At 66.6% G+C, this 12,642-nt stretch carries 11 protein-coding genes; 6 read left to right on the top strand and 5 right to left on the bottom strand.

Annotation, left to right across the window (positions count from 1 at the left end; genetic code table 11):
- Window positions 1-27: 27 nt before the first annotated feature.
- From AC1DYK_RS04860 to AC1DYK_RS04845, 4 genes are read left to right on the top strand one after another with little or no spacing between them, the layout of a single operon-like run.
- Window positions 28-282, top strand: coding sequence for an RNA-binding protein (locus AC1DYK_RS04860; protein WP_478165227.1), 255 nt, complete (start codon window positions 28-30; stop codon window positions 280-282).
- A gap of 20 nt (window positions 283-302) precedes the next feature.
- Window positions 303-1,319: a hypothetical protein gene (locus AC1DYK_RS04855; RefSeq protein ID WP_478165226.1), complete on the top strand. Its 1,017-nt coding sequence runs from the start codon at window positions 303-305 to the stop codon at window positions 1,317-1,319.
- 59 nt (window positions 1,320-1,378) lie between these two features.
- On the top strand, window positions 1,379-2,269 hold the full coding sequence (ppk2, locus tag AC1DYK_RS04850; protein ID WP_478165225.1) for a polyphosphate kinase 2: 891 nt from the start codon (window positions 1,379-1,381) through the stop codon (window positions 2,267-2,269).
- A 50-nt stretch (window positions 2,270-2,319) separates the two neighbouring features.
- Complete coding sequence (locus AC1DYK_RS04845; protein ID WP_478165224.1) at window positions 2,320-2,841, top strand: N-acetyltransferase family protein; 522 nt, start codon at window positions 2,320-2,322, stop codon at window positions 2,839-2,841.
- 31 nt (window positions 2,842-2,872) lie between these two features.
- Here the strand turns inward: AC1DYK_RS04845 and AC1DYK_RS04840 are convergent, their stop codons facing one another.
- The 4 genes from AC1DYK_RS04840 to AC1DYK_RS04825 are packed head-to-tail and all read right to left on the bottom strand — an operon-like array spanning window position 2,873 to window position 7,854.
- Window positions 2,873-4,639, bottom strand: a complete 1,767-nt coding sequence (locus AC1DYK_RS04840) for a SulP family inorganic anion transporter (RefSeq protein WP_478165223.1) — start codon at window positions 4,637-4,639, stop codon at window positions 2,873-2,875.
- 45 nt (window positions 4,640-4,684) lie between these two features.
- Window positions 4,685-5,620: a DUF2950 domain-containing protein gene (locus AC1DYK_RS04835; protein WP_478165222.1), complete on the bottom strand. Its 936-nt coding sequence runs from the start codon at window positions 5,618-5,620 to the stop codon at window positions 4,685-4,687.
- Window positions 5,621-5,632: 12 nt separating this feature from the next.
- Window positions 5,633-7,111 (bottom strand): DUF3300 domain-containing protein, encoded by a 1,479-nt coding sequence (locus AC1DYK_RS04830; RefSeq protein WP_478165221.1) that lies wholly within the window; start codon window positions 7,109-7,111, stop codon window positions 5,633-5,635.
- 56 nt (window positions 7,112-7,167) lie between these two features.
- Entirely contained in the window at window positions 7,168-7,854 is a 687-nt protein-coding gene (locus AC1DYK_RS04825) for a response regulator (protein WP_478157662.1), read from the bottom strand.
- Between the two features lie 329 nt (window positions 7,855-8,183).
- On the opposite strand from AC1DYK_RS04825, the gene AC1DYK_RS04820 reads away from it, so the two are divergent.
- Window positions 8,184-8,996: a Crp/Fnr family transcriptional regulator gene (locus AC1DYK_RS04820; protein ID WP_478165220.1), complete on the top strand. Its 813-nt coding sequence runs from the start codon at window positions 8,184-8,186 to the stop codon at window positions 8,994-8,996.
- On the opposite strand, the gene AC1DYK_RS04815 is transcribed toward AC1DYK_RS04820, so the two are convergent.
- The gene (locus AC1DYK_RS04815) at window positions 8,963-9,415 is read right to left on the bottom strand and encodes a response regulator (RefSeq protein ID WP_478165219.1); all 453 of its coding nucleotides are present in this window, start codon (window positions 9,413-9,415) and stop codon (window positions 8,963-8,965) included. The two genes, AC1DYK_RS04820 and AC1DYK_RS04815, sit on opposite strands and share 34 nt — an antisense overlap.
- Window positions 9,416-9,544: 129 nt before the next feature.
- Between AC1DYK_RS04815 and AC1DYK_RS04810 the strand changes: the two genes are divergently transcribed.
- Window positions 9,545-12,595, top strand: coding sequence for a PAS domain S-box protein (locus AC1DYK_RS04810; RefSeq protein WP_478165218.1), 3,051 nt, complete (start codon window positions 9,545-9,547; stop codon window positions 12,593-12,595).
- Window positions 12,596-12,642: the final 47 nt, after the last annotated feature.

Raw genomic sequence — 12,642 nt, 5'->3', positions numbered from 1 at the left:
AAAGACAGTTCGTTAGGAGAAATCGAAATGGCACGGCTCTTGTTGGGAAATATCGAAGCGGGCACGTCCGATGACGAGGTCAAGGCCTTCCTGGTGAAGTACGGCTTTCCGGAGTTCGACGAGATCCAGCATGTCGAGGGCGACGGCTCGCGGCCTGCGGTGCTGCTCACCTTTCGGGGTGTCCATCCGGACGGTCTGCACAAGCTCAAGGAACGGATCCACGACGTGTTCTGGAAGAAGGGGCGGATCAGCGCACAGATCCTGAGTGACGATTTCGCCTGATCCTCTCGAAGGAGCGCGCCATGGGAATCATCGGCCGCCTGTTTGGCGGCAAGGGAAAGCATCCGCCGCGGGACGAGGAAGTCGAGCGGCTGGTGGCGCGCGTCATCGGCCTGAGCCCCCGCCTGCGTCTGGCGCAAGGCCACGAAGCGCGATTGAGATCGGCAGTCGCGAAGGCGGCGGATCACCTGCGCGAGCTGGTGGCGGCATTTCCTTCGCCGCGCGCCTTGAGCCCGGCGAGTTGGGCTTCCGACTCCCACATCCGGGCGTTCTTCGGGGCTGCCGACGACGTAGCACCGGCGCTCGGCCGTTCGACGGAGCTCTACAGCTTCTTCGAACAGCATCCGGGGCTGCTCGAAGCCTATGCCGTGCTCGGCATGGCCATGAACGAACGCCGCACGCTGGGCGTGGCGCAGGATGGCGATGTCATGCGCTCGGATGTGGCGCAGACGACATTGAGCTTCAGCGATCACCAGATCAGGATCTGCGCCCCAACGGATGCCGAACTCAGGCAGGAGATCGGGCGCCGGATGGTGGACCAGCTGGCGATCGAAGGGCTCGCACGGATTGCCGCGGACACCTCGCGCCGGGACGTGCTCGAGCAGGAGCGCGCGCTGGTCGCGGCCCGGTTGCGGCTGCTCGGGCGGCAAGGCGTCGGCATGCAATCGGTGCTGGGCGGCGCCGGAGAGGTCGACACCGGCGAGCTGGCGCGCCTGCGCGCCCAGATGGAACAGAACGACAACGACCTCAAGAGCCTGGGCTTGCGTTCCGAGGCGCTGGACCACCAGCTCGACCGCGTGTGCGAGGTATTCGCGGACGCGAACACGCTGATCCAGGTCACCGCCAGAAGCCTGCGCCTGAGCCGAATGAACGTCGTTCTCCCGGAGCAGGGCACGGACGATGGCCACACCCTGCACCTGGAGATCGCCCGGGTGCCGGGCGACCCGCCGCGCGTGCGCGCATTCGCGCTGGTCCAGGTGGCGCGGGTCGATGTGCCTAAGCCCAGGAATCTGCTGGACGAGGCCGCGCGGCTGCTGTGAGCCGAGGCCGCCGACGCGAACACCGAGCGAAGATTTTCAATCAACCGATGGAGGCAGCGATGGCGAAGAGCGAGAAGAGCGAGAAGAGGCACAACCACGGAAAGCCGGCCCACAAGGAGGAAGCGCAGGAACCGGCGACGCAAGGGCACGAAGGCGACGCGAAGCCTGCGTCGGACAAGTCGATGTCGCGAAAGGAATACGACAAGACGCTGCGCGACCTCCACGTCGAACTGGTCAAGCTGCAGGAGTGGGTGCAGCACGCCGGGCTCAAGGTCTGCGTGGTCTTCGAGGGGCGCGACGGCGCCGGGAAGGGAGGCACGATCAAGGCCATCACCGAGCGCGTCAGCCCGCGGGTGTTTCGCGTCCTCGCCTTGCCGGCGCCGACCGAACGGGAGAAGTCCCAGATCTACCTGCAGCGCTATATCCCGCATCTGCCGGCGGCGGGCGAGGTCGTGATCTTCGACCGGAGCTGGTACAACCGCGCGGGCGTGGAGCGTGTCATGGGCTTCTGCACGGAGGCGCAGGCCAAGGCCTTCCTCGCCGCGACCCCCCTGGTGGAGCGGGCGATCATCGATTCCGGGGTCATCCTGCTGAAGTACTGGCTCGAGGTCAGCCCCGACGAGCAGACCCGCCGGCTGGAGGCTCGCATCGAGGACGGGCGGAAGATCTGGAAGCTGTCGCCGATGGACCTCAAGTCCTACAGCCGCTGGTACGACTATTCGCGCGCTCGCGACGAGATGTTCAAGGCCACCGACCTGCCCATAGCGCCGTGGTTCATCGTGCGCTCCGACGACAAGAAGCGCGCGCGCCTGAACCTGATCAAGCACCTGCTGGCCCACGTGCCCTACCAATCCGTGCCGAGGGAAAAGGTCAAGCTGCCGAAGCGGCAGCCGCGCGGCGACTACCAGGAGCTGGAGCACCCGTTCCGCTACGTCCCCGAGGCCTATTAGCCATGGAAGACCGGGCTTCTCACTCGCCAGCGCCCGTTCTTCCGCTGACCGTGCCGTTGCGCGACGGCCGCCAGGTGACCCTGCGCGAGATCCTTCCCGAGGACAAGGAGGGACTCCAGGCGGCCGTCGGAAACATGTCGACGGACTCGCGCTACACGCGCTTCATGGGCACGATACGGAACCTGCCGGACAACATGCTCGAAGCGGCGACCCACCCGGTGCCTGACCGGGAGTTCGCGCTGGTCGCGGTCGGCGCGCAAGGCCCTGGCGAATCCATCATCGGCGGTGCGCGTTACGCCTCGGACGCCGGCAGCGACACCTGCGAGTTCGCCATCGCGATCGTCGACGGCTGGCAAGGCCAGGGCCTGGCGCCGCGACTCATGGAGACGCTGGTCGCGGCGGCCGAGGCGCATGGCTTCCGCTGCATGGAAGGCTACGTGCTTTCGACCAATGCGCCGATGCGCGGGCTCGCCAAGCGTCTCGGTTTCCAGGAATCGCCGTGTCCCGGCGACGCCACCGTGCGGGTGGTGAAGCGCGCGCTCGGGAGTGGCCATGAAACGGCACCGGGATGAACCTCGGACTGGATCAGGCCATGGCCCGGTATCAGGGCTCCGGCTGACCCGGCTTCGGGGTTTCGCCTTCCCAGTCTTCCCAATCGACAGGGTGGCTGCGCAAGTAGGCCCGCACGGCCTCTCCGAGCGTCGGGTAGAAAGTCTCGGCGCCGAAGCGTGCGAAGAGTCCGAAGCGCTTGAGCTTGTCCTTCACCGGATCCTTCATTTCCGCGAAACACAGTTCGATGTTCTCGGCCAGCAGGCCGTCGTCGAGTTCCGCCACGATGTCCGCGGCGGTCACGTCGACGCTCGTCACCGGCTCGGCCGCGACCACGACCCAGCGCACAGGCGTCGGTGAACTCGCCACCGCCGCACGCACCCGGTCGCGAAAGAGCTCCGCGTTCGCGAAGAAGAGCGGTGCATCCCAGCGGAACAGTACCAGGCCCGGGATGCGGCTGGCCTGTGGATAGCGGTTGATGTCGTGATAGCCCTTGACGCCGTCGGCCCGCCCGAGCACGGCCGAATGGGGTCGCCAGCCGTCCCAGAGGAACTCGATCACGGCGATGACGACCGCGATGCCGATGCCGGGGATCGCGCCGAACAGTGCCACACCGGCGAAGCAGACCATCGACAGCCAGAATTCCCACTGCTGGATGCGATAGATGCGGCGCAGATCAGCGACTTCGATGAGACCGATGGCCGCCGCGATCACGACGGCCGCGAGAGCCGCGCTCGGCAGATCCCGCAGCAGGTTCGGTGCCACCACCAGCAGCGCCGTGATGGCAAGGGCGCCGACCACGCCGGTGAGTTGCGTGCGCGCACCGGCGGCTTCGGCCACCGGTGTGCGCGACGAGCTGCTGCTGATCGGCATGCCCTGAAAAAACCCGGCCGCAAGGTTGGCGACGCCGAGGCCGATCATTTCCTGGTTCGGAGCCGGCGGCGTGTGCATCCTCGCGGCGTACACGCGCGAGAGCACGCTCGTGTCCGCGAAGGACACCAGCGCCACGGCCAGGCCCCCGAGCAGAACCGGAGCGATGTCGTTCAGGCCGATGATCGGCAGGCTTGGCGCCGGCAGGCCCTGCGGCAGGACGCCGAGCACCGAAATGCCGGCACGCGCCGCGAGGTCGAACACATCGGCGGCCACCGTCGCGACCACGACCGCGACCAGAACCGCCGGTACGCGCGGCAGCCGCTGCAGGACCAGAATGGCCGCCAGCGTGCTCGCGCCGACGACCAGGGCGGTCGGATTCGGCTTGCCGGACAGCAGGCCCTGGGCAAATTCCCAGGCCTGCCGGTGCGGCCCTTCGGCCTCGACGGAGAACCCGAACAGCTTCGGCAGCTGACTCACGATCACGGTGAGCGCGATCCCGTTCATGTAGCCATAGCGAATCGGCTTCGAGAGCAGCTCGGTCACGAAGCCGAGCCGCGCCACGCCCGCGGAGATGCAGACCACGCCGGAAACGATCGCCATCGCACTGGCCAGCGCGATCGCGCGCAGGGGATCGCCGCCGGAGAGCGGCGCGACAACGGCGAGGATCAAGGCCGCGAGTGCGGAATCCGGGCCCAGCACCAGGATGCGGCTGGGCCCGAACAGCGCATAGGCGAGCAGCGGCACGATGGTGGCGTAGAGGCCGTAGATGCCGCCCACGCCCGACGCTTCGGCATAGGCGATGCCGACCGGCACCAGCATCGTGGTCAGCACGAGCCCGGCGGTCAGGTCGTGGCGCAACCAGGCGAGTTCATAGGATCGCAGCGTCCGCCAGCCCGGAAGCCAGCGAAGCGGCGACGCGCCGTCACTGTCTTGGGGAGAGGTGTTCACGATGGGCTCCTGGCCTGTCCAGGGGCGGCGGCACTTAGGCGCACGTCAACTGCCGGGCACGTCCACCTTGCGCCAGCTCGAATCCGGATTGAAGCGCGACAACGCGCGCGCGGCGGCGTCGCTGCCCGGCCCCAGGTCCTTCTCGTACAAGATGCCGTCATGGCTGACCAGGAAGCTCATGACGCCGGTTTCTCCGTAGCGCACGGGCCATGCGACGAGCGCGAACCCGCCCCTCATCCGGCCGCCGATCACGTAGTCGTAGGCGCCGCCCGGAGCATCCTTGCCCTGGGCCTTGAGGATCCTGAAGTGATAGCCGTGGTAGCCCTCGCCGGCCGTGCGGGGGGCATACAGCGGCCCGAGCGGGCTCTCGTCCTGCCCCGTAGCATCCGGCCAGTACAGGCCGTCGTGCTTGCCGGGTGAACTCGCGAACTTCTGCGCGTACTCCAGCACGCCGTTGCCGTCCCGATCCTTCTGCGCGTATTCCTTCTGGGCATCGAAGTAGGCCAGTGCCGCCTGCATCGCGGCCAGTTCGTTGCGGCCGATGCGCCGGCTGCGCATGGCGTCGGCGCCCGCACGCGGATCGAATCGCCAGCCGGCCGGGGTCTTGACGATCGGCACCGGCAAGGTCCAGTCGCCCTCGCCGGCCGCGAGCAGCGCCTTGTCCGGCGTCTCGAGCACGATCCGGTGGCGCTTGGCCCAGGCGCCTAGAAAGTTGTAGACGTCATCCGCATCGACGCCGGCGACCGGAACGAAGCGCCTCCAGTCGGCGCCGAGCACGATGCGCAGGGCGTCGCCGTCGACGCGCGAAACAGCGTCCACGAAGGCTTCCGCGGCCGCATCGGGGGTCGGATAGGCGCGCTGCGCGAACGCAGGTCCCGAGGTGAGCGACAGCGTGACGGCCAGGGCCGCCGCGAAGCGCTTGAAGAGGGTGGCGCCTGGGAGCAAAGTCCCGATGCGCTGAAGTGGTGTCGATTGCGCCATGTGTGTCTCCTGTCAGCGGCCTCGGCCGCCGCCGCCGCCGCCCCGCCCACCGCCTCCGCCGCCCATCCGGGCGCCGCCGCCACCACCACCACTGGAGCGAGCACCACCGCCGCCCGCACTGGGGCGCGCACCTCCGGCTCCCGCTCCCGCGTGCGACCCGCCGCCGCCGGCTCCGCCACGGTTTTGGGACATGGATTGGCGGCTGGCATCGCCGCGACTCGCTTGCTGGCGCGCCTGGTTGCCGGTGTCTCCGGCGCCTCTCAGCGCGTTGTCGCCGCCGCCTCGGCCGCCCGAGCCCGCGCCGCCGGCGCCGCCAGGTCCACCAGGGCCGCCCCGGTCGCCTCCGGATCCCAATCCGCCTCCGCCCGCACCGCCACGGTCGCCCGGTCCAGCGCCGCCTGCACCCCCCGGGCCCTGCCCGCCGCGATCGCGACCGGCGCCGCCTTGCCCGGCCGCGGCCTGCGCGCGATCCCGTGTCGCCGGATCGTTGCGAAGCTGGTCGCGGCCCTGTCCCGGATCCATGCCGCGCTGCTGCAACTGCGACTGCGCCTGCTGGCGCTGCGCATCGCGGGTGCCGGCCTGCGCCGAGTCGCGTCCACGGTAATCGTTGCGCTGGTTGGCACCGCCCACGTTCTTCCCGAACTGCTGCTGGCTCGCCGAATCCCGGTACGGAACGCCGCGCCGATTGGCCGCGTTGTGCTGGAAGTTCGTCTGGCTGGCGTTGATCTGCCGGTTGGCGTTGACGCTGTTGTAGCGGTTGACGTTGACGTTGACGTTCCCGCCGCCCCAGTTGGCGTTGCCCCAGAGGGCGGCCGTGGCAGCCACCCCGACACCGAAGGCGATGCCGGTCGCCAGCGCGGCGCCCGGGTAGTAATAGGGCGCCGGCGGATAGTAGTACGGCGGATACGCCGGATAGGGCCAGGTGCCGTACACCACGGCAGGGTTGTACGACGGCACGTACACCACCTCGGGATTCGCGGGCTCGATCTTGATGACCGTCTGCTGCGTCTGCGGCTCCTGCTCGACGATGACCTTCTGCTGCTCGGAGCTCTTCAGGCTGCCCGTCTTCTGCGCCGCGCTGCGCAGCCGCTGCGCCGAGTCGAGCACGTCCTTGGACGAGGCGAGGAAGGCGTCGCCGAGGTTCTGCACCCAGTCGGGCTTGTCGCCCATCGTCTGCAGCACCTGCGGGAAGGCCACCAGCGACTGCACGCTCGGATCCCAGGGCTGGTTGGCCACCAGCTTCAGCGCCGCGTCCCCCTTCTGGTCCGGATTCGCCTTCGACCATCTGGCGGCATCGGCGACATCGGCGGGATAGGTCGAGGCCATCAGCACCTGCGAGAGCAGCGAATCCGGGTACAGCGCAATGGGCGCCATCATCTGATCGAGTTGTTCCCTGGAAAAGGTCTGCGCCGGCTGCGCACCCACCATCAGAGAAAACGCGGAGACGGCAAGCACGAGGAGGCGTGCGAGCCGGACGTTCAGAGCGCGCATGTCGCCTCCTTTTCTTGTGGGCTGAAGTTCAATGGCAATCCGATCCTGTCAAGCGGCTAGTGGTGCGCCTGAAGGCACGCGGGATCGTCGATATGGTTTTCCAACGCATAACGTACCAATTCGGCCGTGCTTGCAACCTGGAGTTTTTCCTGGATGCGCGTCTTGTACGTGCTGACGGTCTTCACCGACAGGTGGAGCGCCTCGCCGATCTCGGTGAGGCGCTGCCCGGCGGCGATGCGTCGCAGCACCTCGATCTCGCGGTCGGACAGCATCGCGTGTCGCGGGGCGTCGGACATCCCATTGAGTTGCTGCACCACCTGCTCGGCCAGGCTCGCAGTGATATAGGCGCCACCCGCGGCCACCCTGCGCACCGCCGTGACCAGTTCCGCCGCCGCGACATCCTTGGTGACATAGCCATTGGCGCCTGCCTTGAACGCCCGTAACGCGTATTGCTCCTCTGCATGCATGCTGAGTACAAGTATGCGCACGCTCGCGAAGTCGGCCTTGATGCGGCGGACCAGTTCCAGGCCGGTCATGCCCGGCATCGACAGGTCGACCAACGCCAGGTCAAATTCACTCTCGCGCAGGAGTTCAAGCGCCTGGAAGCCTGTGACTGCTTCGGTGAGTTCCCAACCGTTGCCCAGCGGATCGAGCACGCGCTTCAGGCCCTCTCGGACGATGGTGTGATCGTCGACCAGAAGCATGCGGATGGCGGGCGCGCCCGACCGCGGCGGCGCTGCCATGGGCGCCTCCCGATCCTTCGCAGCAGTCCCGAATCCCTCGTTTTCATGCATACCATGTCCTGTTCGGAGGCCGCATATTGGCTCATGCTCCCCTTTCTGTCGACGAATATCAAGCAGTAGATCCCTACGAAGGCGATGGAGCAAGCAAGAGGCGGCTGGCTGGTCGTGGTTCGGAATATTCCGAATGCCTTGTAGGAGAAAGCTAAAAAGAAGACCATAACTCCGCCCAGATTCCGGGCGTCGAGCCTACGTTCAAAAAGCAACAACCAGGCGCAAGCTCCGTCGTGGCGCCTGACACCCGTTCGTCGTCGCACTCCTGGAGGCTTCCGATGAATACCGTTCCAGTACTTGATATGCAGTCCTCTTTCACTGCCCATCGCGTGCCACTTGCCGGCATCGAGCGATGCGAACCGACCGTCCTGCATGAAATGCTCGCTCTTCTCGGCGTCCCCGTCGGCCAGGGCCAGCAACCGCCGGACACCCCGCTCACCGTGCGCCGTCTGCGTGCCGGCGAATCGCTGTTCTTCGAAGGCAGCCCGGCGCCTTCCATCTACATCGTCCGCGCAGGAACCTTCAAGGCGTTTCATACCGCAGAAGATGGCTACGAGCAGGTCTTCGGATTCGCGCGTCGCGGCGACTTGCTGGGGTGCGATGCCCTGTCCGGGGATTGCCACCTCATGGCCGCGGTTGCGCTGGAAGATGCGAGCGTCTACGCCATCGCATTGCCCGACTTCTATGCACTGGCCCAAAGCCTGCCGGCGTTCTATCGCGGCGTGATGCGTGCCGTGAGCAGCGCGATGATCGATCTGACGCAGTTGGCCGACATGATGGCTGCCGTCGCGGCCGAAGTTCGACTGGCGCGATTCCTGATGCATCTGTCGCAGCGCATGTCGACCTGCGGCCAATCCGCCAGATCCCTGCGCTTGCTGATGACGCGCCGCGACATCGGAAGCTATCTTGGCGTCGCGCACGAAACCATCAGCCGTTCGTTCGCGGCATTGGCTGCCTTGCGCCTGGTCGAGGTAGATCAACGCAGGGTGGAGATCCTCGACCTCGCTGCATTGCAGCGTTTCGCACAAGGCACGCGCGCGCCCAGCAAGGCGAAATCTCACGGCTTCGCACTGGCGGCCTGCGCGGCCTGAGATTGCGAAAGCGCCGCGATACAGTCCCGGGCTTGCTGGAATTCGGTCGCCTTGTCAAAGTAGGCGAGCGCGCCGGCGTCCATATGGCTCTTGCGCATGGACGTCCAGTTGAACTGGGAAAAGACGACCACCTTGATGCCGGGGTAATGCTGCCTGACATGACGCAGCACATCGATGCCTCGATCATGCCCGCGCAGCTTGACGTCCAGGACAATGAGATCCGGCTGGTTCGAAGCGATCGATGCCACGGCCGTGGCGGTGTCCTCCGCGTAGCCGACGATCTCGACTTCCGGCGCATTCGTCAGCAGCGCCCCGAAGCTCTGCTGAATTGCCACCGAATCGTCGACCAACAGCACTTTCACCATTTCACCTCGCCCCGCCTCATTGACGTGGTTCCATGCTGCATCGAATCGAAGCATCACGAGATGCGCATGCTCAATGATTCGGTCGAAAAGGCCGTTTTTTTGGAGCGTTCCGCACCCGCTGTCACCCGCCTCCAGAAATAGGACAATGCCTCGCCGAACTCCACCGATCGGCAAAGGGGGCCAATGGCTACGTGGTTCGAGAACCTGTCGCTTCGCATCCGAATCGTCCTGCTCACGGGCGGGGTCATGCTTGCGCTCGCAGCGCTCGTGGCGTCGGTCCTTGCCGTCGAAGCGCATCGGATACGCGATATCGCGCATGAAAAGGTCCGACTCCTCGCCATCGGGTCGGCGGCGGACCTGCAACAAGTGCTCGATCAGTTCGAGACCATGCTCAAGCGGCTGTCCGCGCGGCCTCTGGTCAGGGCCATGGATCCGCAGCGCTGCGACCCCCTCGTTGCAGAATACTTGCTGCTCGTTCCCGCGAGCCTGGGATACGCCGTGCGGGACGCACGAGGGACCACCATTTGCACCTACGGAGAGAGTCTGGTCCCTCGGGCGCCGATTGCGGAATCAGCCGGGTCGGCGGATTTCGTCTTCCCGGCCGGCGTGTTCACGGCAAGCAACTTGTTCGTCGACGAGCGCACCGGGAGAAAGATCACGACGCTGAGCTATCCCATTCGCGATCAGAAGTCAGCGCAGACAGGCGTGCTGGTGATGACCGTGGATTTGTTGACGCTCAGCGAGGAGTTGCTCGACTCGACCCCGAAGAACGCGCTCGTGACGGTCGTGGATCGAACCAGCGCCATTCTTCTTCGCTCGAAAGACGCGGCGCAATTCATCGGCTCGCGCCCCAGGGACGGCGAGGCAGATCCGCTGGGGAGTGCGCGCGAAGGCCATTTCGCCGGGGTCGGGCGAGACGGCGTTCCGCGGCTGTTTGCGCTGTTGACGCTGCCCGGCGTGGACTGGCGCGTGATCGCCAGCCTCCCGGAGGCCGATGTGCTCTCGGAGTACAACGCCGCCCTCCAGCGAACCATCGCCGTCGGTCTGGGGCTTTGCCTGCTCGCGCTGGGCCTGGCGTGGCGCCTGAGCGCGGCCATTGCCAATCCCATTGCGCGTCTCGAGGCGACGGCCGCGCAGATCGCGGCGAGCGGAGATGCGATCCGCGCCGAAGTCACCGGCCCGCCCGAGATCAGGTCGGTCGCGCGGCAGATCAACCAGATGCTCGACGCGCGAGCGATCAGCGAAGCGCGCCTGCGTGGCATCTTCGAATCGGCGGTCGATGCCATCGTGACGGCCAACGAGGATCAGATCATCGTGCAGGCCAACCCCGCGGCGGCAAGGATGTTCCGTTGCCCGCAGGACCGCATGATCGGCTCGCCACTGGGTCGCTTCGTTCCTGAACGGTATCGGGAGGGTCACAGGCGATATGTCCAGGCGTTTGGCACCAACCCGATCACCGAACGCCGGATGGGGCGGCAGCGGGAGCTGGTCGGCCTGCGCGCCGACGGCGTGGAGTTCCCGATCGAGGGCGCGATCTCCCATCTGTCCATCGCCGGCCACCCGTTGTACACGGTCATCCTGCGCGACATCACCGAACGCAAACAGGCCGAGGCGGAACTGCGGGCCGGCGCCTCGAAGCTGCAGGCAGCGCTTTCGAGCATGAGTGACGCGGTGTTCATCTCCGACACCGAGGGCCGATTTGTCGAGTTCAACGACGCCTTCGCCTCGTTTCACCGATTTGCGGACAAGTCTGCCTGCCGGCGGACGCTCGCGGAGTACCCGGAGATCATGGAAGTGAGCATGCCCAACGGCGATCCGGCGCCGCTTGAGCAATGGGCGGTTCCCAGGGCGCTGCGCGGAGAGGTGGCGACCAACGTCGAGTACAGGCTGCGGCGCAAGGACACCGGCGAAACGTGGATAGGCAGCTACAGCTTTGCACCCATCTGTTCGAAGGAAGGCGCGATCGTTGGCGCCGTGGTCACGAGCCGGGACGTCAGCGCGATCAAGGAGGTGCAGGAAGACCTGGAGTCTTCCCACATCGCGATGCAACGGCTGATTGCATCGCGCGACCGGGTCCAGGAAGAAGAACGCAAGCGGATTGCGCGTGAATTGCATGACGACCTGCAGCAGACGCTGGCGGCGATCCGCATGGATTTGCGTGGCATCGGCGAGCGCTTCGGCGCCCAGGTGCCGGAACTGCTGCCGCTGGTCGCCGACGCTGACTGCCTGGCCGAGAAGGCCGTGCTGTCGACCCGCCGCATCGTGAACGACCTGCGCCCGCCGATGCTGGAAGACCTCGGCCTGACGCCAGCCTTGGAAATGCTGGTCGCCCAGTTCGGCCAGCAGACCGGCGTCGCCTGCACGATCGACGCGCCGGACCCTGTGTCCGACGCATTGATGGAAACGCCGGCGATTGCACTCTGCCTGTACCGCATCGTGCAGGAAGCGCTCAACAATGTCGCCAAGCATTCTCAGGCCAGCGAGGTGCACATCCAACTCGCTTTGGCGCCGGCAGGGTCGATATCGGTTCGTGTCAGTGACGATGGCCGCGGCATCGTCACTGCCGACAGGCGCAAGCCCGAAGCGTTCGGGATCCTGGGCATCCAGGAGCGGGTGCGCGCACTGGGCGGCAGCATGCACATCGGCAGCACGCCCGGAAGCGGCGCCGTGCTGGAGGTCCTCATTCCGCTCGCCGGCGAGCCGGCCGCGTTCAATCCCGACTCCGATGCGATGCGATCGTCCGACCGGTCGGACGAAGACCCGGGGCATGCAAGACTTGACGACACCCACGCGCTGCCGAGGCTCTTGAGCCGCGCGACCCACAAGACGCTGCAGGACGTGATCGACGCGCTGGCGGGGATCGTGGCGGTCGTCGACCGGCGCGGGGTGATTCGATTCGTCAATCGGGCGTGGAGCGAATTTGCCGAGCGCAACGGCAACCCCGGGGCCGGTGCGATCGGCCCCGGCGTGAACTACCTCGAGGTTTGTCGCCGCAGCGCCATCGCCGACGAGTCGGCGTTGCACATCCTGCAGGGGCTCGACGAAGTGATGCACGGCGATCGCGACGTGTTCACCTGCGAGTACCCGTGCCATTCGCCCGACGAGCGCCGGTGGTTCCAGGTGCACGCAGCGCCGATGGGCACCGGCGACGTGCTGGTCGCGCACTTCCTGGTCAGCCGCGAGAGCCATGTTCACGTGGTCGTTGGAATGGAAGAGAGCCGCCATGTCGGATGAGCGGATCGCAGGGATCGTCATGCGTCGGGATCCGTTTGTGCGCACAA

Source organism: Variovorax sp. P2_H12 (genome assembly GCF_056403395.1).
Note: the sequence above shows the minus strand (reverse complement) of the source record. Positions and strands in the feature narration are given on the sequence as shown.

Excerpts from the sequence above, each read along its gene's own strand:
- AC1DYK_RS04860 (WP_478165227.1), top strand. The coding sequence starts at position 28 with ATGGCACGGCTCTTGTTGGGAAATATCGAAGCGGGCACGTCCGATGAC.
- AC1DYK_RS04855 (WP_478165226.1), top strand. The coding sequence starts at position 303 with ATGGGAATCATCGGCCGCCTGTTTGGCGGCAAGGGAAAGCATCCGCCG.
- ppk2 (WP_478165225.1), top strand. The coding sequence starts at position 1,379 with ATGGCGAAGAGCGAGAAGAGCGAGAAGAGGCACAACCACGGAAAGCCG.
- AC1DYK_RS04835 (WP_478165222.1), bottom strand. The coding sequence starts at position 5,620 with ATGGCGCAATCGACACCACTTCAGCGCATCGGGACTTTGCTCCCAGGC.
- AC1DYK_RS04830 (WP_478165221.1), bottom strand. The coding sequence starts at position 7,111 with ATGCGCGCTCTGAACGTCCGGCTCGCACGCCTCCTCGTGCTTGCCGTC.
- AC1DYK_RS04825 (WP_478157662.1), bottom strand. The coding sequence starts at position 7,854 with ATGGCAGCGCCGCCGCGGTCGGGCGCGCCCGCCATCCGCATGCTTCTG.
- AC1DYK_RS04820 (WP_478165220.1), top strand. The coding sequence starts at position 8,184 with ATGAATACCGTTCCAGTACTTGATATGCAGTCCTCTTTCACTGCCCAT.
- AC1DYK_RS04815 (WP_478165219.1), bottom strand. The coding sequence starts at position 9,415 with ATGCTTCGATTCGATGCAGCATGGAACCACGTCAATGAGGCGGGGCGA.
- AC1DYK_RS04810 (WP_478165218.1), top strand. The coding sequence starts at position 9,545 with ATGGCTACGTGGTTCGAGAACCTGTCGCTTCGCATCCGAATCGTCCTG.